The 22637-nt window shown below is 66.6% G+C and carries 20 protein-coding genes; 9 read left to right on the top strand and 11 right to left on the bottom strand.

Translation table 11 applies throughout. The features are described from left to right. The first annotated feature begins 93 nt into the window (after positions 1-93). The gene (locus LIG30_RS02240; protein WP_038709326.1) at positions 94-1446 is read left to right on the top strand and encodes an aspartate aminotransferase family protein; all 1353 of its coding nucleotides are present in this window, start codon (positions 94-96) and stop codon (positions 1444-1446) included. Between the two features lie 49 nt (positions 1447-1495). Then, entirely contained in the window at positions 1496-3013 is a 1518-nt protein-coding gene (locus LIG30_RS02235; RefSeq protein WP_038709300.1) for a CoA-acylating methylmalonate-semialdehyde dehydrogenase, read from the top strand. Positions 3014-3142: 129 nt separating this feature from the next. Here LIG30_RS02235 and LIG30_RS02230 read toward each other — a convergent pair whose 3' ends face one another. Further along, entirely contained in the window at positions 3143-3517 is a 375-nt protein-coding gene (locus LIG30_RS02230) for a COG4315 family predicted lipoprotein (protein ID WP_038709325.1), read from the bottom strand. A 308-nt stretch (positions 3518-3825) separates the two neighbouring features. Between LIG30_RS02230 and LIG30_RS02225 the strand changes: the two genes are divergently transcribed. Then, entirely contained in the window at positions 3826-4032 is a 207-nt protein-coding gene (locus LIG30_RS02225; protein WP_038709323.1) for a DUF6494 family protein, read from the top strand. Positions 4033-4155: 123 nt separating this feature from the next. On the opposite strand, the gene LIG30_RS02220 is transcribed toward LIG30_RS02225, so the two are convergent. Further along, positions 4156-6483: an FdhF/YdeP family oxidoreductase gene (locus tag LIG30_RS02220; RefSeq protein WP_038709299.1), complete on the bottom strand. Its 2328-nt coding sequence runs from the start codon at positions 6481-6483 to the stop codon at positions 4156-4158. A 228-nt stretch (positions 6484-6711) separates the two neighbouring features. Between LIG30_RS02220 and LIG30_RS02215 the strand changes: the two genes are divergently transcribed. Beyond that, the gene (locus tag LIG30_RS02215) at positions 6712-8136 is read left to right on the top strand and encodes an aminotransferase-like domain-containing protein (protein ID WP_038709298.1); all 1425 of its coding nucleotides are present in this window, start codon (positions 6712-6714) and stop codon (positions 8134-8136) included. A gap of 153 nt (positions 8137-8289) precedes the next feature. Then, the gene (locus LIG30_RS02210; protein WP_038709296.1) at positions 8290-8592 is read left to right on the top strand and encodes a helix-turn-helix domain-containing protein; all 303 of its coding nucleotides are present in this window, start codon (positions 8290-8292) and stop codon (positions 8590-8592) included. A 62-nt stretch (positions 8593-8654) separates the two neighbouring features. Here LIG30_RS02210 and LIG30_RS02205 read toward each other — a convergent pair whose 3' ends face one another. The 5 genes from LIG30_RS02205 to LIG30_RS02185 all read right to left on the bottom strand — a co-directional run bounded on the left by LIG30_RS02205 (position 8655) and on the right by LIG30_RS02185 (position 14236). After that, positions 8655-8912: a MoaD/ThiS family protein gene (locus tag LIG30_RS02205; protein ID WP_038709294.1), complete on the bottom strand. Its 258-nt coding sequence runs from the start codon at positions 8910-8912 to the stop codon at positions 8655-8657. A gap of 102 nt (positions 8913-9014) precedes the next feature. Next, positions 9015-10142 (bottom strand): GTP 3',8-cyclase MoaA, encoded by a 1128-nt coding sequence (gene moaA, locus LIG30_RS02200; protein WP_038709292.1) that lies wholly within the window; start codon positions 10140-10142, stop codon positions 9015-9017. 20 nt (positions 10143-10162) lie between these two features. After that, positions 10163-11083: a bestrophin family protein gene (locus LIG30_RS02195; protein WP_038709291.1), complete on the bottom strand. Its 921-nt coding sequence runs from the start codon at positions 11081-11083 to the stop codon at positions 10163-10165. 620 nt (positions 11084-11703) lie between these two features. Then, the gene (locus tag LIG30_RS02190) at positions 11704-11928 is read right to left on the bottom strand and encodes a hypothetical protein (protein WP_038709288.1); all 225 of its coding nucleotides are present in this window, start codon (positions 11926-11928) and stop codon (positions 11704-11706) included. Between the two features lie 127 nt (positions 11929-12055). Beyond that, positions 12056-14236: an FUSC family protein gene (locus LIG30_RS02185; protein ID WP_038709286.1), complete on the bottom strand. Its 2181-nt coding sequence runs from the start codon at positions 14234-14236 to the stop codon at positions 12056-12058. Positions 14237-14438: 202 nt separating this feature from the next. Between LIG30_RS02185 and LIG30_RS02180 the strand changes: the two genes are divergently transcribed. Further along, complete coding sequence (locus LIG30_RS02180; protein WP_051994831.1) at positions 14439-15422, top strand: LysR family transcriptional regulator; 984 nt, start codon at positions 14439-14441, stop codon at positions 15420-15422. A gap of 80 nt (positions 15423-15502) precedes the next feature. On the opposite strand, the gene LIG30_RS02175 is transcribed toward LIG30_RS02180, so the two are convergent. Beyond that, entirely contained in the window at positions 15503-15817 is a 315-nt protein-coding gene (locus LIG30_RS02175) for a DUF4148 domain-containing protein (RefSeq protein WP_038709284.1), read from the bottom strand. 256 nt (positions 15818-16073) lie between these two features. On the opposite strand from LIG30_RS02175, the gene codA reads away from it, so the two are divergent. Then, on the top strand, positions 16074-17348 hold the full coding sequence (codA, locus tag LIG30_RS02170; RefSeq protein WP_038709282.1) for a cytosine deaminase: 1275 nt from the start codon (positions 16074-16076) through the stop codon (positions 17346-17348). Positions 17349-17461: 113 nt separating this feature from the next. On the opposite strand, the gene LIG30_RS02165 is transcribed toward codA, so the two are convergent. Beyond that, positions 17462-17935, bottom strand: a complete 474-nt coding sequence (locus tag LIG30_RS02165) for an Lrp/AsnC family transcriptional regulator (RefSeq protein WP_038709281.1) — start codon at positions 17933-17935, stop codon at positions 17462-17464. Positions 17936-18256: 321 nt separating this feature from the next. Here LIG30_RS02165 and LIG30_RS02160 point away from each other — a divergent pair, with 321 nt between their 5' ends. Together LIG30_RS02160 and LIG30_RS02155 are read left to right on the top strand one after the other, a co-directional pair. Continuing rightward, positions 18257-19648, top strand: coding sequence for an amino acid permease (locus LIG30_RS02160; RefSeq protein ID WP_038709279.1), 1392 nt, complete (start codon positions 18257-18259; stop codon positions 19646-19648). A gap of 38 nt (positions 19649-19686) precedes the next feature. Then, positions 19687-20889, top strand: a complete 1203-nt coding sequence (locus LIG30_RS02155; protein ID WP_038709278.1) for an amino acid aminotransferase — start codon at positions 19687-19689, stop codon at positions 20887-20889. A gap of 443 nt (positions 20890-21332) precedes the next feature. On the opposite strand, the gene LIG30_RS25910 is transcribed toward LIG30_RS02155, so the two are convergent. Next, on the bottom strand, positions 21333-22169 hold the full coding sequence (locus LIG30_RS25910; protein ID WP_152985976.1) for a hypothetical protein: 837 nt from the start codon (positions 22167-22169) through the stop codon (positions 21333-21335). A 54-nt stretch (positions 22170-22223) separates the two neighbouring features. Continuing rightward, positions 22224-22625, bottom strand: coding sequence for a hypothetical protein (locus LIG30_RS25905; protein WP_152985975.1), 402 nt, complete (start codon positions 22623-22625; stop codon positions 22224-22226). Between the last annotated feature and the right edge of the window lie 12 nt (positions 22626-22637).

Here is a 22637-nt window from a genome sequence, read left to right as displayed (position 1 = left end):
GTGAACATTGATATTGCGATATTCAAAAGACTAATTGGCGTCCCGACAATGCGCAACATCTTCATCGACGAGGGGCGCGCCGCGCCGACCGACATGACCGTTCAGACCGCACCGCAGCAAGAAGAAGCTCTCCGCACCGACGCCGCCTGGCTCGACGCGCACTGGATGCCGTTTACGGCCAACCGCCAGTTCAAGGCCGACCCGCGGATGATCGTGTCCGGCCAGGGCGCGTATTACACCGACGCCGACGGCCGCAAGATCTTCGACGGCCTGTCGGGCCTCTGGTGCACGGGCCTCGGCCACGGCCGCGCCGAGATCACCGAGGCGGTGAGCCGCCAGGTCGCGCAGCTCGACTACGCGCCGGCGTTCCAGTTCGGCCATCCGAAGTCGTTCGAGCTGGCGAACCGGCTCAAGGCACTGACGCCGGACGGCCTCGACTACGTGTTCTTCACCGGCTCCGGCTCGGAATCGGCCGACACCTCGCTGAAAATGGCCCGCGCATACTGGCGCGCGAAGGGCAAGGGCACCAAGACGCGCCTGATCGGCCGCGAGAAGGGCTACCACGGCGTGAACTTCGGCGGCATCTCGGTCGGCGGCATCGGGCCGAACCGCAAGCTGTTCGGCCAGGGCATCGACGCGGACTTCCTGCCGCACACCCAGCTGCCGGAGAACCGTTTCTCGCGCGGCCTGCCGGAGCATGGCGCCGAGCTGGCCGACCGCCTGCTCGACCTGATCGCGCTGCATGACGCATCGAACATCGCGGCGGTGATCGTCGAGCCGTTCTCGGGCTCGGCCGGCGTGGTCGTTCCGCCGAAGGGCTATCTGCAGCGCCTGCGCGACATCTGCACCGCGCACGACATCCTGCTGATCTTCGACGAAGTCATCACGGGCTTCGGCCGCGCGGGCGCGATGACGGGCGCCGAGGCGTTCGGCGTCACGCCGGACATCATGAACGTCGCGAAGCAGGTGACGAACGGCGCGCAGCCGCTCGGCGCGGTGATCGCGAAGAAGGAGATCTACGACACCTTCATGGCGGCGGGCGGCCCGGAATACATGCTCGAATTCCCGCACGGCTACACGTATTCGGCGCACCCGGTCGCATGCGCGGCGGGCGTCGCGGCGCTCGACGTGCTGGTGAAGGAAGACATGATCGGCCGCGTGCGCGAGCTCGCGCCGCATTTCGAGGCGGCGGTGCACGGCCTGAAGGGCCAGCGCCACATCGTCGACATCCGCAACTGCGGGCTGGCCGCGGGCCTGACGATCGCGCCCGCGCCGGGCGAGCCGGCGCGCCGTCCGTACGAAATCGCGATGCGTTGCTGGGAGAAGGGCTTCTACGTCCGCTACGGCGGCGACACGATCCAGCTCGCGCCGCCGTTCATCGCGGAAAAGCGCGAGATCGACAACCTGGTCAACGCGCTCTCCGACGCGCTGAACGCAGTCGAGTGAGCCGTGCGCGGCACGCCCCCGATTACCGAATCACGAGCGAATCCGAATCATGAAACACGATAGCAACGTCACCTCCACTCTCGGCCACCTGATCGACGGCAAGCGCGTCGACGGCGGCAGCCGCGTCCAGCCGGTGTTCGATCCGGCCACGGGCGCATCGAACAAGAGCGTCATGCTCGCGGACAAGCCGACCGTCGAGGCGGCCATCGCGTCCGCGCAGGCCGCGTTTCCGGCATGGCGCAACACGCCGCCGCTGAAGCGCGCCCGCGTGATGAGCCGCTTCAAGACGCTGCTCGAGGAGCATGCGGACGAGCTGTGCGCGCTGATCACGGCCGAGCACGGCAAGGTGCTCGCCGACGCGATGGGCGAACTGCAGCGCGGCATCGAGAACGTCGAATACGCGAGCTACGCGCCCGAGCTGCTGAAGGGCGAGCACAGCAAGAACGTCGGCCCCGCGATCGACTCGTGGAGCGAGTTCCAGGCGCTCGGCGTCGTCGCCGGGATCACGCCGTTCAACTTCCCGATCATGGTGCCGCTGTGGATGTGGCCGATGGCCGTCGTGTGCGGCAACACGTTCGTGCTGAAGCCGTCGGAGCGCACGCCGTCGTCGACGCTGCGGATGGCCGAGCTGGCGCTGGAAGCCGGCCTGCCGCCGGGCGTGCTGAACGTCGTCAACGGCGACAAGGAAGCGGTCGACACGATCCTGACCGACGCGCGCGTGAAGGCGGTGAGCTTCGTCGGCTCGACGCCGATCGCCGAATACATCTACACGACCGGCTGCGCGCACGGCAAGCGCGTGCAGGCGCTCGGCGGCGCGAAGAACTTCGCGGTCGTGATGCCGGACGCGGACATCGGCAACGCGGTGAACGCGCTGATGGGCGCGGCGTACGGCTCGTGCGGCGAGCGCTGCATGGCGATTCCGCTGGTCGTCGCGATCGGCGACGAGACGGGGGATGCGGTGGTGGCGGGCATCCAGGCCGAAATCGCAAAGATGAAGGTCGGCCCGGGCGTCGAGCAGGGCGTCGACATGGGGCCGCTCGTCACGCAGCAGCATTTCGACAAGGTGACGGGCTTCGTCGAGGCGGGTGTCGCGGCGGGCGCGACGCTGGTGGTCGACGGCCGCGGCGTGAAGGTGCCGGGCCACGACGGCGGCTACTACCTCGGCCCGTGCCTGTTCGACCACGTGAAGCCGGGCATGCCGATCTATCAGCACGAGATCTTCGGGCCGGTGCTCGGCGTCGTGCGCGTCGCGTCGCTCGGCGAAGCGATGGCGCTGATCGATGCACACGAATACGGCAACGGCACCTGCCTGTTCACGCGCGACGGCGAGGCGGCGCGCTTCTTCAGCGACAACATCCAGATCGGCATGGTCGGCATCAACGTGCCGCTGCCGGTGCCGGTCGCGTACCACTCGTTCGGCGGCTGGAAGCGCTCGCTGTTCGGCGACCTGCACGCGTACGGCCCGGATGGCGTGCGCTTCTACACGAAGCGCAAGACGATCACGCAGCGCTGGCCGTCGGCCGGCGTGCGCGAAGGGACGGTGTTCAGCTTCCCGTCGAGCCGCTGACGCGCGGCCGCGATCGCGCGCGGCGCTCGCCATGCGGCGGGCATCGCGCGCGCCAACGCGCAGGCACACGGCCCGGCCGGGCGATCCGGCCGGGCCGTCGCATGTCGGGCGTCCGGGCGCGCGATGCGCTCAGGGCGCCGCGACGTGCCAGATGTTCCTGAAGCCGTCGCCCTTGCGGTCGCCTTTCGTCTGATCCTGCGAGAAGAAATACAGCGGCTTGCCCTTGTAGGCCCATTGCAGGCTGCCGTCGTCGCGCCGGACGACGGAATAGGGCGCGGCGGGATGGTCGGTCGCGCTCGCCCGGTACGGCGGCCACAGGCTCGGGCATCCGCCGGTGCAGGCGCTGGTGCCGGCATTGGCCGGGTCCTTGTCGAACGTGTAGAGCGTCATGCCGTTCGCGGCGACGAGCGCGCCGCCGGCGGGCATCGCCGGGGTCTCCTGCGCAACGGCGCTGGCCGATGCGGCGGCCAGCAGGATCGAGCAGGCGAAAAGCACGGCTTTCATGATGGTCTCCTTGTTCTCGGGCCGACGTTGAGGCCGGCCGCGCGCGGCGCCGGTCGCCTTCTCAACCATAGGCGGTTTTCGTCGCTGCGACGGCCTTTCGTCGAAGCGCGACCGTCGCCACGCATGGCCATGGCTATCGTCCGATCAATGGATGGCGCGGGCCAGGTGGGCGCACGGGATCGGGCCGGCAGAGCGAGGCGCGCAGCTCCCCATACGTGATGCTCCCGATGACGCGCGCCGCCGCGTTTGCCAGAATCGAAGCGCGCACCGGCGATGCCGAGCGCTTTCACGGAAAACGGGAGATGAGCATGAACGACGAAACGCTGAACATGAGCATTCGCAAGCTGCTGAAGTCTTTCGGCATCGCCGCGCAGCGCGAGATCGAGCACGCGGTCGCGCAGGCCGCGGCCAGCGGCGACGTGACGGGGAGCGAGACGCTGCCGGCCACGATCACGCTGGAAGTCGCCGGCCTGAAGCTGAAGGTCGCGTTCGGCGGCGACATCGAGCTCGAGTGACGGGGCCGCGTCCCCGGGGCGGACGCGGCCGGCAACGCGCGTTGCCCCGTTCCTGAGCGATGCCTTCCGGCGGCCCGCGCAAGCCCGCTATCGGCGGGAACCTGCGCCCGGCTGGCGCGGGCGTCAGAACGCCGGCACGGCGGCCGGCTCGGACGAGCGGTGCAGCAGCACCGGTATCGACTTCGAGGTCGGCGTGTTGCAGACGTCGCCGACGCTCGACAGCGGCACGAGCGGGTTGGTTTCCGGGTAGTACGCGCCGATGCAGCCACGCGGAATGTCGTACTCGACCAGCCGGAAATAGTTCGCGCGGCGCTCGACGCCGTCGTTCCACACCGTGGTCATGTCCACCCAGTCGCCATTCTTGAAGCCGAGCATCGCGATGTCGGCCGGATGGATGAACACGACGCGGCGCTGCCCGAACACGCCGCGATAGCGGTCGTCGAGCGCATAGACGGTCGTGTTGTACTGGTCGTGCGAGCGGGTCGTCATCAGCGTCATCAGGCGCTCGCCGTGGATGTGCTTCGCGCGCGCGATCGGCGTGTCCTGCTGGATCGCGTGCACGACGAAGTTCGCCTTGCCGGTCGACGTCGCCCAGTCGCGCTCGCGCGACGCCACGCGCAGGTGGAAGCCGCCCGGATGCGCGATGCGCGCGTTGTAGTCGTCGAAGCCTTCGACCACCTGTTCGATCGCGTCGCGGATCGTCGCGTAGTCGCGCGCGTAGCCGAGCCAGTCGACCTTCGCGTCGCCGAGCGTCGCATGCGCGATGTTCGCGACGATCGCGGTCTCGGACATCAGGTGCGGCGACGCGGGTTTGTTCATCCCGTACGAGATGTGGACCATGCTCATCGAGTCCTCGACGGTCACGCCCTGTGCGACGCCGGCCTGCGTGTCGATCTCGGTGCGGCCGAGGGTCGGCAGGATCAGCGCGTCGGTGCCGTGGACCAGGTGGCTGCGGTTCAGCTTCGTCGTGATGTGGACGGTCAGCGCGCACGAGCGCAGGCCGTCGAAGGTGCGCAGCGTGTCGGGCGTCGCCATCGCGAAGTTGCCGCCGAGGCCGATGAACACCTTCACGCGGCCTTCGATCATGTGCGCGACCGTTTCGACGACGTCGAGCCCGTGCCCGCGCGGCGGCTCGAAGCCGAACACCCGGCCGAGGCGATCGAGGAACGCATGCGACGGCTTCTCCTCGATCCCGACCGTGCGGTTGCCCTGCACGTTCGAGTGCCCGCGCACCGGGCAGAGCCCCGCGCCTTCGCGGCCGATGTTGCCGCGCATCATCAGCAGGTTCGACAGCAGGTGCACGGTCTGCACCGAGTGCTTGTGCTGGGTGATGCCCATGCCCCAGGTCGCGATCACGCGCTGGCCGTTCGCGTAGATGCGGGCGAGGCCCTCGATGTCCTCGCGCGCGACGCCGGATTCGGCTTCGAGCAGCGGCCAGCTTTCGGCGCGCAGGTCGTCGGCGAACGCGTCGAAGCCGAGCGTGTGCTCGCGGATGAAATCCACGTCGATCACGCGCTCGCCGCCTTCGGCGACGGCCCGGTCGTCGAGCTCGACCACATGCTTCGCGACGCCCTTGATCAGCGCGAAATCGCCGCCCAGCTTCGGCTGGATGAACGTCGACGCGATCTTCGTGCTGCCGAACGTGAGCATTTCGAGCGGATGCTGCGGGCTCGCGAAGCGTTCGAGCCCGCGCTCGCGCAGCGGATTGACCGACACGATCGTCGCGCCGCGGCGCGACGCCTCCCGCAGTTCGCCGAGCATGCGCGGATGGTTGGTCGCGGGGTTCTGGCCGAAGATGATGATGGTGTCCGCCCGCTCGAAATCGTCGAGCGTGACCGTGCCCTTGCCGATGCCGACCGTGGCCGGCAGGCCGCGGCTCGTCGCTTCGTGGCACATGTTCGAGCAATCGGGGAAATTGTTGGTGCCGTACATGCGCACGAACAGCTGGTACAGGAACGCGGCTTCGTTGCTGGCCCGGCCGGACGTGTAGAACGCCGCGTCGTGCGGCGAGTCGAGCCCCTGCAGGTGCTTCGCGATCAGCGCGAACGCGTCGTCCCACGCGATCGGCCGGTAGCGGTCGGTGCGGGCGTCGTATACCATCGGCTCGGTCAGGCGGCCGTGCTGCTCGAGTTCGTAGTCCGTCTGCTTCATCAGTTCCTCGACGGTGTGGGCATCGAAAAACGCCGGCGTGACGCGCTTGCTGGTCGCCTCGGCGGCGACCGCCTTCACGCCGTTCTCGCAGAATTCGAAGGTCGACGCGTGCTGCCGGTCGGGCCACGCGCAGCCGGGGCAATCGAAGCCGTCCGGCTGGTTCTGCCTGAACAGCGTGCGATAGTTGCCGCCCGCGACCCGTTCCTTGATCAGGTTGATCGCGACGTACTTGAGGGCGCCCCAGCCGGCGGCGGGGTGGTGGTATTCCTCGATCTTGCCCTTCGGTTTTGCCTTTTCCATGGCGTTGGCTCCATTGACGACCCGTCGCCAAGCCCCGACACCCGGGACTCGCCGCGCGAAATGTTCACTGGCTGGAATCGTAAGCGCAGACGGGGTGCGCGAAGGCGCACACATCCGGCGGGGTCGCAAGAGCACAGTTCTGTTAGCATCTCGGCGGCGCGGAATCTGTGCCGCGACCGGACGCCGCAGCAGGCCAGACTGCGAACCGTCGCGCGGGGAAGGGGGGCGATGAAACTTTACGAAAAGCTGGCGGACGATATCGAGAAACTGATCCGGCAAGGCGTGTACAGCTACGGCGATCGCGTGCCGTCGGTCCGGCAGACCAGCCAGCAGCACCGGCTCAGCATCACCACCGTGATTCACGCGTATCTGCTGCTGGAGAGCCGCGGCCTGGTCGAGAGCCGGCCCCAGTCCGGCTATTTCGTCAGCCTGAGAAGCGGCGACGGCGAAAGCCCGTTGCGCGAGCTCCAGCCGACCAGGCCGATCGCCACGTCGTCGTCGGTCGACGTGAGCCGGCTGGTGCTGTCGACCTTGCGCGCGATCGGCACCGACGATGCGGTGCCGCTGGGCTCGCCGTATCCCGATCCGAGCCTGTTTCCGTTCGAAAAACTGAACCGCTACGCGTACGCGGCCGGCCGCGACAAGACGCGCTGGTGCGTGACGGACGCGCTGCCGCCCGGCACGCCGGCGCTCGTGCGCCAGATCGCGCGGCGCTACCTCGAAAACGGCATGCCGGTCGATCCGAACGAGATCGTCGTCACGATCGGCGCGACCGAGGCGATCAACCTGTGCCTGCAGGCGGTCGCGAAACCCGGCGACGTGATTGCCGTCGAATCGCCGACCTTCTATGCGATGCTGCACGCGATCGAGCGGATGGGGATGAAGGCGATCGAAGTGTCGACGCATCCGGAGCACGGCATCGACATCGCGGCGCTCGCCGCGATCATGGAATCGCAGCCGGTTGCCGCGTGCATGGTGATGCCGAACTTCCAGAACCCGCTCGGCTTTCAGATGCCGGACGCGCGCAAGCGCGAGCTGGTCGAGCTGCTGACGAAGAAGGACGTTCCGGTCATCGAGAACGGCGTGTACAACGAGCTGTATTTCGGCGACACGCACCCGAGCACGTTGAAGTCCTACGATACCCGGGGGCTCGTCCTGCATTGCGGATCGTTCTCGAAGAGCCTGACGGCCGCCTACCGGATCGGCTGGGCGCTGCCGGGCCGCTATCGCGATCAGGTCGAGAAGCTCAAGTTCCTGAACACCCTCGCGACGCCGGCGATTCCGCAGCTCGCGATCGCGGAATACCTCGAACGGGACGGCTATGAACATCAGCTGCGGCGGGTCAGGAAGGCCTACGCGCAGCAGGCGAGCCTGATGCGCGCGATGGTGTCGCGGTTCTTTCCCGACGGCACCCGCATGTCCTGCCCGGCGGGCGGCTACGTGCTGTGGATCGAGTTGCCGCCGAAGGTCGATTCGATGCGCCTGTATCAGCTCGCGCTCGAGCGGGGCATCACGATCGGGCCGGGCTACATGTTCTCGACCTCGGATGCGTACCGGAATTTCATCCGGCTGAACTACAGCAGCCCGTGGTCCGGCGACATCGAGCAGGCGGTGATCACCGTCGGCAAACTGGTCTCGACGCTGGCCGGCTGACGCGGCGCGTGCCGGTGTGCGGCCCGATCGGAGGAGCACAGCTTGCGGGCAGCGCGGCGAGCACAGTATGCGGATCGCGTGTCAGGCCGGCGCGGGCCGGCGCGCCGCGGCTAGAATCGGCGCTGTCGCAACTGCTGTACAGGAAGGGCGAACATGAACGAACCGCAATCGGGACAGGCGGCCGACGCCGAATTCGACCCGGTCGTCGCCGTGGTTCTGGAGCAACTCTGGATGGCGTCCGCCGACGGTTCCGGCAAGCCGTGGACGCTGGCGAAGCTCGCAAAGCGCGCCGCGCTGCCGATGAGCACGCTGCGCCGGACGCTCACGATGCTGAAGTCGGCCGGCCTGGCCGACTTCGACATCGACGAGGAAGGGCGCGGGATGGCCACGCTGACCGGGCCGGGGCGCGCGCTCTGCGAGACGGTGGCGGGAGCCGGCTCCGGCCGCGCAGGCTGACGCCCGGAAGGCGTGCGGCGCGGGGCGGCGAACCGCCGAACCGCTGTCCGGCCGCGCGCGTCTCAGCCGCCGGTGACCGGCGGGAAGAACGCGACTTCGCAGTCATCGCGCAGCACGAACGTGCCGGCGACCATTTCCTGATTGATGGCCGTCCGGACCGGGCGGCCGGGGTGCAACGCATCGGCCGCCCGCGCGTCTCTCGACGCGAGGAGCGTGCGCAGCGAGTCTACGCTCAGCGCCGGCGCGTCGATGGTCATCACTTCCTGAGCGATGCCGAGCTGTTCGCGAATGCTCGCGAAGTATCTGATGGTCAGTTTCATGCGGGGCCTCTTGCTGTCAATGTCGATGCGTGCGGAGGCTGCGTCAACCCCATCGCCGCATCGTGTGTTCGTCGCGCGATGGCGCGCGGGACGCGCCGGCCATCAGCCGCCCACCAGCGACATGCGGACGGTCGGGTAAGCCTTGCCCGACCCGGGCTTGCGTCGGGTCGCGCGACGCTCGGAGTAGCGGTCGTCGCGGCGGGTCCAGACGGCGCGGACCGCGTCGGCGAGCTGCGCGGCGGATGCGGCCTCGGACAGCCACGGCCTCAGGTCGGTGCCCTGTGTCGCGAACAGGCACGTATAGAGCTGACCGTCGGCCGACACGCGCGCCCGCGTGCACGAACCGCAGAACGGCTGCGAGACGCTCGAGATGAAGCCGACTTCGCCCGAGCCGTCCGCGTGCCGGTAATTGACCGACGTGCCGCCACGTTCGGGCGTGTCGACCGGGATCAGCGGGAACGCCGATTCGACGATGTCGCGCGTCTGCGCGGCCGTCAGCACCTTCGCGCTCGACCAGAAGCTCGCGCCGCCGACGTCCATGTACTCGATGAACCGCACCGCGATGCCGGAACCCTTGAACAGGCGGACGAGCGGCAGGATCTGGCTGTCGTTCACGCCGCGTTCGATCACCGTGTTGACCTTGAGCGGCGCGAGCCCGGCCGCGTGCGCGGCGTCGATGCCGTGCAGGATGCGCGACACCGGCACGTCGACGTCGGTCATGCGCCGGAACACCGCGTCGTCCACCGCGTCGAGGCTCACCGTCACGCGGCCGAGCCCGGCGTCGCGCAGCGCGCGCGCCTTCTCCGCCAGCAGCGTGCCGTTCGTCGTGAGCGCGATTTCCATCGGCTTGCCGTTCGCGGTCGTCAGCGCCGCCAGCCGTTCGATCAGCGTTTCGAGCCCGCGCCGCAGCAGCGGCTCGCCGCCGGTGATGCGGATTTTTTCGACGCCGAGCGACGCGAATGCTTGCGCGGTCCGGACCATCTGCTCGAACGACAGCCGCTCGGACGACGGCAGGAACGGGTAGCCGGCGTCGAACACGTCGCGGGGCATGCAGTACGTGCAGCGGAAATTGCACTGGTCGATGACCGACAGGCGCAGGTCTCGCAGCGGGCGGTCGAGCCGGTCGGCGGGATTCACGATGGCGGAGAGCGGGGCGCGACGGGGTGCCGCGTCCGCGGGTAATGCGGGGGCGATGGCGTTCACGATCGGTCCGAGGGTCCGGGTCAGCATGCGATTTCCTTTCGGGCAGGTCAGGTCAGCCGATAGCGCAGATCGGGCCGGGTTTCCGGCGGCGCAGTCTCGCCGCACAGATCGAGGAGCGCGCGCTCGATGTTGCGCGTCATCGCGTCGAGCGCGAGATTGTTGGGCGCGACGCCGAACGGTTGCGCGATCTCGCTGGCGATCGCTTCGAGCGCGATCAGCGTGTAGGACACGAACGTGCAGACGAGCGGCGTCGCGAAGCCGATCGAGTCGACCAGCCCGTACGGCAGCAACGCGCAATACGCGTAGACGGTGCGGTGCAGCAGCACGCCGTACGCGAACGGAATCGGCGTCGATGCGATCCGCTCGCACCCGCCGACGGCGGAGCCGAGTTCGTTGAGCTGCGTGTCGATCGCCCAGAGCTGGCTGTCCGACAGCGCGCCGCTGCGCTTCAGGTCGCCGATGCGGTGGCGTGCTTCGTTGAGCAGTGCGATCGGCGTGAAGATGCGGCCGGTCGCTGCCGCCGCCGCGTACGGGCCGAGCAGTCGCGTGAGGTCGGCGGTCGCGTCGGTTCCGCGCAGCTGGTGCTTGAACGCGTAGACGAAGGCGATCATCAGCCGCACGAACGCGGCGCGGTCGAACACGGCCGGATCGTCCGGCGTGTAGGCGAGCACCTGCGATGTCAGCGCACGCGAGCAGATCAGCAGGTTGCCCCACAGGCGGCGGGCTTCCCAGAAGCGCTCGTAGCTGACGTTGTTGCGGAACGCGAGAAAGATCGTCAGCGCGACGCCGCACAGCGTAAACGGCGCGGTGTTCAGCGGGATTTTCTCGCCGAACAGGCGGCCGTGCGTGAACATCGCGAGCACGCTGATCAGCGCCATGAAGGCCAGTTGCGGAATGATCGCCTGCAGCACCGAACCGCGCCAGACGAACAGCATGCGAAACCAGTTGGGTGCGGGTCTGACGATCATGGCGGGTAGACGAAATAAAGTCGTTCGGATGCGGTGCGTGCGCTGCCGTGCGCAGAGCCCATGCCCGGTGTGTGGAATGACGCCGATGACGGCAGGCGTGCGCGATGGTCAGAGATTAGGGGGATTCGACGCAGGCGGGCAGGCACACATCGGCCGACGCGGCAGGAGCACAGTTGCCGACGGGACAGAGCAGGCCGAGGCGGCGGGAGCACAGTTTCCCGGGGTCGGCTCCGGAATCGGCGGGAGCGCAGTTGTGCCGGGGGAAAGACGCCAGAGGCGGCGTCATCGGCGCGGCGGCCGTGGTGCTCGGCTGATCCGGCTACGGGTGCTGGCCAGTCATGCGCGCGGACAGGCGCGAGGCGGCGTGCGCGTCACGCGGTTCGACGCATGAGAGGCTCGGGGCGGCATGCGCGTCACGCGATTCGACGCATCAGGAACAACGCTTTGCTGGATGGACTGCGGGCGGTCGGAGGGCGACCGGGGCGGCGGGACGAGCGGGGGGCGAGGCGGAAAGGTGCCGCGTCAGGCGAGGCGGCGCGGGCGGGATGTGTCGATCCGGCGGAAGCCGGAAAGCCCCGTGGGCGCTTTCCGGGCCATCTCGTCGCGGAACGAGGTCATGCTCAGCTGCCGAAATAGATGTTGCAGAAGCTCACCGGGCCGACGCACGCATTCGGATCGTCCTTGCTCGACTGGGCCGACGGGCGGCGCTCGATGCGGCCGTGGGCAGGTTGGACGGACTCAGTGCGGTTCGCCTGTTGCGTGGCGTTGTCCGCGGGAGCCGATTGCGCGTGCGCGACGGCGGCAGACAGCGACAGGGCAACGAGGGCGAGGTGCAGCGGCTTCATTCGATTCTCTCCAGGTGACGCCGTCTTGGTGGCGGCGATCAAACTATAGGCTTGCACTGCCTAAAGATTAATCACCTGGAGTGGATAGCTTATTTGCTCACCGAAGAAGGATGTCGCGTACGCGGCATCAGCGGCGGCGGTTGAACGGTGCGTCCTTGTCGATCAGCGCGCTGCGGATGAAGTGCAGGCAGCCGATGATGCGCTGCATCCTGTGGCGTTCCTCGGGAATCGGGTACCACTCGTGCGTGGTGTGCTGCACCGCGCGGATCGCGAGGTTCACCGACTTCAGCGTGCGCGCGTGATGGCTCGGCGTCGGCTCGTCGAAGAACTGCGGCAGCGTGTGCAGCACGAGATGAATCGCCTCGACCCAGCGCAGCGTCGGCTCCGGGTGCACGGACGTGAACGCGTCGAGGTCCGCGCGCAAGTCGATCACCGCGTGGCCGACTTCGAGCGTCGAGAGCATCCAGCTCAGCGCATCGCGATGCTGGCGGGTACGCTTGACGAGCAGCGTGCGCAGCTGCGCCATCAGGTCGTGCGTGCTCGACTGGAAGCGCTGGTCGAGGCCTGTGAGCGAGCCGTCGCACGCGAGCGCCACCTGACGCCGCAGGTCGTGCGTGATCTTGCCCATCAGCCACGGCATGTGGGTTGGGAACGCCACCGCGAACACGATCGACGAGGTGAGCATCGCGATCACCACCGCGAGGCCGTTGTTGATCAGCAGGTCGGGCGTATACGAGATCACGTTGTCGGGGCCCGCGAGCAGGCAGAAGAACACCGCGAAGCCGACCCCGTAGCCGGACAGGCCCGGCCGCATCGCGAGAAACGCGCCGAAACCGAGCGTGGGTGCGAGCATCGCGCACAGCAGCGGGTAGCCGTCGATGTTCGGGTACACGTAGCACAGGTACAGATAGCCGACGAGCGTCGCGCCCGCCGCGCCCACCGCCATCTGCGCGACGAACTTCGGCGCGCGCGGCGACGTCGAGCTGAGCGCGCACGCGATCGCGGTGCCGATCACAGCGAGCGAGCCGCTCGGCCATTCCGACGCGATCCAGAATGCGCTCATCGCGCCGACCGCGATGATCGTCCGCAGGAACGTGAAGCCGACGAAATAGCGGTTCGTCTTCAGCGCGTACTGGGTGACGGAGCGCTCGAACGCGTGGCTGTCCTCGCTGAGCGACGCATACGTGTCGGTGTAGCCGAGGAATTCCCCGGTGAAGCGGTACATCAGCTCGACCGCGGTGTCGAAATCGAGCAGGCCGCCCGCCGCGTGATCCTCGATCGCGCGGCGCGACGCGCGCGCCCGCTTGGGCAGCGCGTTGTGGAACTGCCGCAGGTCGGCCAGCGCACCGCCCGGGCGGGCCGGCCCTTTCTTCAGCTCGTCGCGCAACGCGGCGATCAGTTGCGCCAGCTCGTCGACATACGGCGTCAGCGCGTCGAGCACCACGTCGACCTGGTTCGCGCGCAGCCGCTTGGACAGCTGGTGCAGCGCGTGCAGCCGGGTACACGCGTTCATGAATTCGCTGTTGAGGCGCGCGAGACGGCGGTTGCGCGCGCGGATGTGCGGGTCCTCGAACGACGCAAATGCGCGGTTGGATTCGAAGCCGACGATCTGGTCGACGAAATCGGCGAACTGGCGCTCGAACATGCCGCGCTCGATATTGCCGGCAAGCGCGCTGGCCGCGAACGTCGCGAACTTGAGGTGCCGCGCGTTCAGCGAGCGTATCAGCGCCTTCGCGGAGCTGAGCGGCAGGATCAGCCCGCTCACGGCGCCGGAGCAGAAGATCCCGACCGCGACTTCGCCGGCGCGGGTCAGCGCGGACTGGAACAGCGCGTTCGGCGTCATCACGGCCGGCAGGCCGATCAGCGCGGCCGTATAGCCGGCGAGCACGAAGCCGTACCAGCGGAAGTGGCGGTTACGCACGGCCAGCGCGATGCAGCCGCCGATCCACAGCGTGATGCCCGCCATGTACAGCTCGGGCTGCTGCGCGAACAGCCCGCCGAGCGCGAGCGCGGCGACCAGGCCGACCGAGGTGCCGAGCACACGGTAGAAGCTCTTCGCGAAGACCATGCCGCTCAGCGGCTGCATCAGCACGAACACGGTGGTCATCGCGATCCGCGGCTGGGACATTTCGAGCCGCATCGCGATGCCCATCGCCATCAGCGCGGCCATGACCGTCTTGAACATGTGCAGCCAGATCAGGCCGTCGCTCGTCGCCCAGTCGCGCGCGAGATTCCGGAAAAGATCGAGCCTTTTCGCCCATCGTTGCAATTCGACGGAATGTTGCTCAATCACGGACTGTGGCTTCATGAAATGGGTCGGTACGCACGGCGGCGCGGCAATGCGGCCTGGCCTGCACGATCGCACCGGTTCGACAGGGGAGGCGCCGATTGTAGGAGCGCGCCGCTTTTGCATTAACGTGGCGACCGGGAAACGACAGTTTCTGCCAGAGCAACAATGTCACGCGTGGAGTGAAGGAAAATATCGACTCTACAGCAGGTTTCTATCAGAAATGGATACGCTTCAGAACATGCGGGTGTTCGCGCGCGTCGTCGAGGCGGGCAGTTTCACCGCTGCCGCGCAATCGATGAATTCGACGACGGGGGCGATGTCGCGCGCGGTGTCGGAACTCGAGGCACGGCTGCGGACCCGCCTGATGAACCGCTCGACCCGGCGGCTGGCGCTGACGTCCGCCGGGGAGAATTATCTGCGGCGCTGCCGCCAGATCCTCGCCGATGTCGACAAGGCGGAGGAGGAGGCGAGCTGCGCGCACGAGCGGCCGGCCGGCGTGCTGCGCATGCACAGCTTCGCGAGCGTCGGGCACCATTACGTGCTCCCCGCACTGACGCTCTATCGCCAGCAGTACCCTGACGTGTCGGTCGAGCTGACGCTGTCGCAGCGGATGCCCGACCTGTTCGACGGCACGAGCGACATGGCCGTCGTGACCGCGTCGTCGCTGCAGGATTCGGAGCTGGTGTCGCACCTGCTGGGTTCGACCTTCAGCATCCTGTGCGCATCGCCGGATTACCTGCGGACCCACAGCGCGCCGCAGCGCCCGCAGGAGCTGATCGAGCACGACTGCCTGACGCTGCAGACACCGGCGTTCCCGACGCACGAGTGGCTGCTCGAAGGCGCGGGCGGCGTCGAGCAGATCCACGTCAGCGGCCCGGTGCAGACCAATACCGCGGAATCGCTTGCCCTCGCGATCCGCGAGGGGATCGGCATCGGCATGCTGCCGCTCTACGCGGCAATCGACGCGCTGTGCGACGGGACGCTGGTGCGCGTGCTGCCCGGTCACACCCTGCAGAAAATGAACATCTATGCGCTGTATCCGTCGCGCCGCTTCGTCGACGCGAAAGTCCGCACCTGGGTCGAGTTCCTGCGCACGCACGTGCCGGGTGTCGTCGCGCGCGACGTGGCGATGCTGTCGGCGATCGATGCGCAGTCTCAACCCGAGCTTCCGCAGCAGGAAAGCGAACTGTCCGTTTCGTGCTGAACGCGCGTTCGGCGTTGCCTTTTCGTTCCGGCCTGCCGCTGCCCCGCGCGTGGTCTCGCGCACGGGCGGCGGGCCGCATTTCATTGCGCCCGCATGAGGGCCGCGTTCGCGGGCCTGCCTGATTCCACGTGCACTGCCTCGGCCGGCCCGTAGGCGGCTTCGTCGCTGTCGCGCTGCGCGAGGCGCTTCGCGTCGAGGCGTTGCCGGGCGGCCATGAGGTCGTTCGGGTAGTCGCCTGCCTCGCCGCGCGCGGGGTTGTAGCCGACGGATTCGAGATCCTTCAGCTCCTGGATCACCTGCGCGCGCGTGGCCGGCGGCGCCGACGATTGCGCGAACGAGGCGACCGGCGCGGCAAGCAGCATGGCTGCGGCGGCAGCGGCAACAAACGATTTCACGGCTCTCCTCCAGTCATTGGATGCGGTTCGTTGCGCCGATGCGCTCGAACGGTCGATGAAAGTCTACGGAGCCGCAGGGCCTGCAAAAAGTCCGTTTCCCGTCAGGCTGCGTTCCAGAACCGACAACATTGGCGGCACGCGTCGCCCACGGAATATGTCGATTCGTTTCCTGATAATCTGCCCGGACTCAACATGACGGCCCGCGCGGCGCTCCCACCGCGCGGCGCGGGCCTCGCATCCGACGCCGGGAACGGACATGAACCTCTTCAATGCAACGCTGCGCGGCCGTGACGGCCTGTTCACCATCGCCACCGCCGCCGGCGCGATTACCCGGGTCGACGCCCAGCCGGGCCCGCTGACGCCGGGCGGCGCCGGCGCGGCGCAGCCGTGGAGCGCCGCGGACATCGACGCGGGCGGCCGCCTCGTGATCCCGCCGCTCGTCGAGCCGCACATCCATCTGGACGCGGTGCTGACGGCGGGCGAGCCGGCCTGGAACATGAGCGGCACGCTGTTCGAGGGGATCGAGCGATGGGCCGAGCGCAAGGCGACGATCACCCGCGACGACACCAAGGCGCGCGCGCACGCGGCGATCGGCATGCTGCGCGACCACGGCATCCAGCACGTCCGCACCCACGTCGACGTGACCGACCCGTCGCTCGCCGCGCTGGAAGCGATGCTGGAGGTCAGGGAAGAGGCGCGCGGGCTGATCGACCTGCAGATCGTCGCGTTTCCGCAGGAGGGGATCGAATCGTTCGACGGCGGGCGTGCGCTGATGGCGCGGGCGATCGAGATGGGCGCGGACGTGGTCGGCGGCATTCCGCACTTCGAGAACACGCGCGAGCAGGGCGTCAGCTCGATCCGTTTCCTGATGGACCTGGCCGAGCGCACCGGCTGCCTGGTCGACGTGCATTGCGACGAAACCGACGATCCGCAGTCGCGCTTTCTGGAGGTGCTGGCCGAGGAGGCGCGGGTGCGCGGGATGGGCGCGCGCGTGACCGCGAGCCATACGACCGCGATGGGCTCGTACGACAACGCGTATTGCTCGAAGCTGTTCCGCCTGCTCAAGCGCTCCGGGATCAACTTCGTCTCGTGCCCGACCGAGAGCATCCATCTGCAAGGGCGCTTCGACACCTTCCCGAAGCGGCGCGGCGTCACGCGCGTCGCGGAGCTGGATCGCGCCGGCATCAACGTGTGCTTCGGGCAGGATTCGATCACGGACCCGTGGTATCCGCTGGGCAACGGCAACATCCTGCGCGTGCTCGACGCGGGGCTGCACATCTGCCACATGATGGGCTACGACGACTTGCGGCGCTCGCTCGACTTCGTGACCGGCCACAGCGCGAAGACGATGCATCTCGGCGAGCGCTACGGCATCGAGGCCGGGCGGCCCGCGAACCTCGTCGTGCTCGACGCGGACAGCGACTACGACGCGCTGCGCCGGCAGGCGAAGGCGATGCTGTCGATCCGGGCGGGCGAGGTCATCATGCGGCGCGAACCGGAGCGCGTCAGTTATCCGTCGCTGACGCAGTGACGCGCTGACGCGGAGTGGCCGCGCGGGGCGGCGTCACGCCCGCCCGATGCGGCTTCGCCGGTGCGCGAGCCGGCCGGCGGCGCCGGCAATCCCGTTGCGGGCGCCCGCGTGCGTCACGCGTCGACCGGCATCGCGCTGGTGCACTTGACTTCGTCGAGACACACGCTGGAATGCACGCCGCTCACGCCGGGAATGCGCATCAGCGTCTCGAGCAAGAACGTCGACAGCCCTTTCAGGTCGTGCGCGACGACCTTCAGCACATAGTCGATGTCGCCCGTTACCGAGAAACATTCCTGGATCTGCGCGAGATCCGACACGAATTTCTGGAATTTCGACAGGTCGCGGATGTGGCCGCGCTCCATCGTCACGTGGACGAACGCGGTCACGCCGAAACCGAGCGTGTCGGGGTCGAGGCGCGTCTCGTAGCGGCGGATCGCGCCGATTTCCTCGAGGCGGCGATGGCGCCGCAGCGTCTGCGCGGGCGACAGGCCGACGGCCTTCGCCAGTTCGAGATTCGTCGCGCGTCCGTTTTCCTGCAGGATGGCCAATAAGTGGCGATCGATCCGGTCAAGATCGGCTTCAGGCATTTTTGTTTCCTAGTCTGTCTCCTGCATGCAATCTTATCTCATAATGTAGGGTTTGCATGAAGGGCTTACGAAACCCGATTTCGTCGCGGCAACGCTAAACTGGGCGCCGATTTTCGTGTGCGACCGCCGCTGGCGGCGTGCGCGGCATCCGGCGGCCCGTCAGGCGGCGGGTTCGCGCGTGACGGCGGAGGCGGATGCCCGGCATGAGAATCGGCAGTCCCCAACCCGGCGGCCCCACGAACGGCCGCTGGCAGAGCAAAACAGCGCCCGGCACACCGAAGGCGCGCCGCTTCCCCGGGAGGCGGACAGAGTGGAGAAGACATGGTTTCTGGACAAGAGAACGACGGCCTGAAGCGCGGGCTGAAGAATCGCCACATCCAGCTGATCGCGCTAGGCGGCGCGCTCGGCACGGGGCTGTTCCTCGGCATCGCGCAGACGATCAAGATGGCGGGGCCGTCGGTGCTGCTCGGCTACGCGCTGGCCGGCGTCGTCGCGTTTTTCATCATGCGTCAGCTCGGCGAGATGGTCGTCGACGAGCCGGTCGCCGGGTCGTTCAGCTATTTCGCCGACAAGTATTGCGGCCATTTCACCGGCTTCCTGTCCGGCTGGAACTACTGGGTGCTGTACATCCTCGTCAGCATGGCCGAACTGTCGGCGGTCGGCATCTACGTGCAGTACTGGTGGCCGGGCGTGCCGACCTGGATCTCCGCGCTGGTGTTCTTCGTCGTGATCAACGCGATCAACCTGACCAGCGTGAAGTCGTACGGCGAGACGGAATTCTGGTTCTCGATCATCAAGGTCGTGGCGATCGTCGGCATGATCGGCTTCGGCGGCTACCTGCTGGCGTCCGGCCATGCCGGCGCCGAAGCTGGCGTCGCGAACCTGTGGCAGCACGGCGGGTTCTTCCCGAACGGCGTGTCCGGCCTGGTGATGGCGATGGCGGGCATCATGTTCTCGTTCGGCGGGCTCGAGCTGGTCGGCATCACCGCGGCGGAAGCGGACGATCCGCAGCACAGCATCCCGCGGGCGACCAACCAGGTGATCTACCGCATCCTGATTTTCTACATCGGCGCGCTCGGCGTGCTGCTGTCGCTGTATCCGTGGGAGAAGGTCGTGTCCGGCGGCAGCCCGTTCGTGCTGATCTTCCACGCGCTCAGCAGCGACGTGGTCGCGAACGTGCTCAACGTCGTCGTGCTGACGGCCGCGCTGTCGGTGTACAACAGCGGCGTGTACTGCAACAGCCGGATGCTGTACGGCCTCGCGCAGCAGGGCAACGCGCCGAAGGGCCTGCTGTACGTGAACCGTCGCGGCATCCCGCTCGCGGCGCTCGGCGCGTCGGCGCTGGCGACGGCCGCGTGCGTGCTGATCAACTATTTCATGCCCGGCAAGGCGTTCGAGATGCTGATGGGCCTCGTCGTATCGGCGCTGATCATCAACTGGGCGATGATCAGCCTGATCCACCTGAAGTTCCGCCAGGCCAAGCGTGCGGATCGACAGGAGACGCGCTTCAAGAGTCTGGGCTATCCTTTCACGAATTACCTCTGTCTGGTGTTCATGGCGGGCATCCTCGTCGTGATGTACCTGACGCCGGGTCTGCGCCTGTCGGTCTACCTGATTCCGGTCTGGCTCGCGGCGCTCGGCATCGGGTATCGCTTCCGCCAGAAGAATGCCGGCTACGCGCTGCGTGATCGTGCGCCGGCCCAGCCGCAGTAAGGCAGTCAACGCGATTTTTCATTGAGTCCGATAAAGCCATGTTCGAACACATCGACGCCTATCCCGGCGACCCGATCCTCACGCTGAACGAAAACTTCCAGAAAGACCCGCGCACCGCGAAGGTCAACCTGAGCATCGGCATCTACTTCGATGCCGACGGCAAGATCCCGGTCATGCAGGCCGTGCGGGAAGCCGAAACGGCGCTGCAGCGCGACATCGGCCCGAAGCCTTACCTGCCGATGGTCGGCATGGCGCCGTATCGCGACGCGGTGCAGGCGCTCGTGTTCGGCGCCGACCACCCGGCGCGCGCGTCGGGGCGCATCGCGACCGTGCAGACGCTCGGCGGCTCGGGCGCGCTGAAGATCGGCGCGGATTTCCTGAAGCGCTACTTTCCGGACGCGCAGGTATGGCTGAGCGATCCGAGCTGGGAAAACCACCGCTTCATCTTCGAGCGGGCGGGGTTCACGGTGAACACGTACCCGTACTACGACGAGGCGACGGGCGGCCTGAAGTTCGACGCGATGCTCGCGGCGATCGACGCGCTGCCGCGGCGAAGCATCGTGCTGCTGCATGCGTGCTGCCACAATCCGACCGGCGTCGATCTCGATGATGCGCAGTGGCTGAAGGTGATCGACGTGCTCGAGGCGCGCGAGCTGCTGCCGTTCGTCGACATGGCGTATCAGGGCTTCGGCGCGGGCCTCGACGCGGACGCGTTCGCGGTGCGCGAGCTGGCGCGCCGCGGGCTGCCGGCGCTGGTCGCGAACTCGTTCTCGAAGAACTTCTCGCTGTACGGCGAGCGTGTCGGCGGCCTGAGCGTGATCTGCGAAGACGCCGACGCGGCCGACCGCGTGCTCGGCCAGCTTGCGGGCGCGGTGCGTTCGAACTACAGCAACCCGCCGATCCACGGCGCGAAGATCGTCGCGATGGTGCTCAACACGCCGGAGCTGCGCAAGGCGTGGGAGCAGGAGCTGGCGTCGATGTGCCGGCGCATCGCGAAGATGCGTCAGTCGATTCATGACGGCCTGCGCGACCACGTGCGGGGCGAAGCGCTGACGCGATACGTGAAGCAGCGGGGGATGTTCACCTACACGGGCCTCGCGGAATCGCAGGTTGAGGCGCTGCGTGAGCAGCATGGCGTGTATATCCTGCGCTCGGGGCGGATGTGTGTCGCGGGGCTGAACGACGCGAATGTCGGGGTGGTTGCCGACGCGATCGCTGCGGTTCTGAAAAGCGGCGTTTGAATGAGGGGGCGGGCAGTGTGCCGCCCGCGTCCTGCCGCGAAAAACCGGCTGCCGTCATCGGGACGGCAGCCGGTTTTTTTTCGGCTTTTTTCGTGGATTTTCGGGGAGAGGCGCTTGTCGACCGATTCTGTTGAAAAACTCTTCGACCACGGCTACGGCGAGGTTTTTGGGGGTCCTCTTACCCCCAACCGATGCTCACGAGGCGCTTGTAGGGCGATCTGAGAGGTCGATTTTTCGCGAGCCAGTCCCGCGGCACGAGAAAAGGAGTTTTTCAACAGAATCGACCCATTACTGCCGTTGATTGCCACCTCAGGCGTAGGACAGCTTCCGAGGTAGAACGGCCATCAGGCTCATTCAGATAATCGGTCAGCCTTCCGATTTCGTTTTCTGACGAGAATGTCGAGGACGGCCATGAGCGAGCTGTGACCGTACGTAACCTGGCTTCAGGGGGCGTCTGGTGAGTAATTTTTGAGATCCCAGTCGTTTTTCCGCACGAGATCCTGGAATTTCAGAATGGATCGTGATTGCACTTGGCGTACAAATTCCGAGCCTGTCTGTGCTTCCACATTCATGTATTCGTTTATCCACGTCTTTTCGTCGATACCAGTCGCGGGACTTCCTTTCAGATTGGCGGTGGTCATTTCAGCAATACGCCGAGCGCGTGAAATTCCTCCTTGGACAACAGCGTATGTAATGATCGCGCGGGCAAGCTTGGTCCTCAACGACAATTCATCGGCAAATTTGGCGCCCGAAGCGGTCGCACTGGTGATACCTTCAAGCTGATTGATGAGATTGGTTGTTTCCGGAGGCGCGGCCCCACCCGCAGCCGGCAAAGCCGCACCGCTCCCTTGTTTGCGATTCTTGAGATAAGTGCTCAGCTTTGCGACAGTAGAGGGCTCGCTAATCAACCCAGAGTCAAGCAAAAACTGTAAATTCTCGGCTGCTTTGTCAGGATTGTCTGTTTTGATCATTTCCAGGATTCGGGCCTGCTCCGACTTCTGCGAATCAGCAGCCCGTTGTAAGTGCGCGTTAGTGTAAGCGAGGATGGCGTTGCCGCCTGCGGCAGCGGCAGCGGCTAGAATTGCGACAACCAACGGGCTTCGCCAACGTGACGCCGCTTGTTCCTTCCTTTGCAGGTCAAGTTGGGCCTCTTGGGTCGACTGAGCTTTTTCCTGCACGGAAACTTCACGATCGCGAAATGCTTTTTCGGCTTCCCACTTGACGCGATCGAGCTCTTTTTCATTCGACGCCTTATCAACATCACTTGGGGTAGATGCCATTTTTTTCACCGATTCATATGTATTGCAGTTATCTTAGGCCCCCCCGCAGCGAACTTACAACGACGAGGGCGCCGTGCCAATCCGAGCGCCTTCCAAGCAATCTTCTGCCTCGGTCGCAAAATAGCGCATCGCCGGCAACCTTTGTTCTGCAACGTCGGGGATACCCCGGTCGCGGATGATAGGCACCGAAGCGCCGGAGATGCCGGCAGCCATGGGTTCAGCGATTCGCTTGATTACATAGTCTCCAGCACAAAGAGGTTTGCACTCGCAAATCATTTCTTCGTTTTCTTCCGCGGCTGGATATGAGCTTCTACTGAGCCCGCGAGCTTTTGCACTTGTTTTTTTGTGACACTCGTGGGTTTGCTCAAAGCTTCGCCTGCTGCGTGCTTCACGGTTTTGCTCGTCTTCGTCGATTTCGTTGCCATGATGTGTCCCCGTTGTAATTGGATTGATCATAGGTAAACCATC

The organism is Burkholderia sp. lig30, assembly GCF_000687455.2.
GTDB lineage: Bacteria > Pseudomonadota > Gammaproteobacteria > Burkholderiales > Burkholderiaceae > Burkholderia.
Note: the sequence above shows the minus strand (reverse complement) of the source record. Positions and strands in the feature narration are given on the sequence as shown.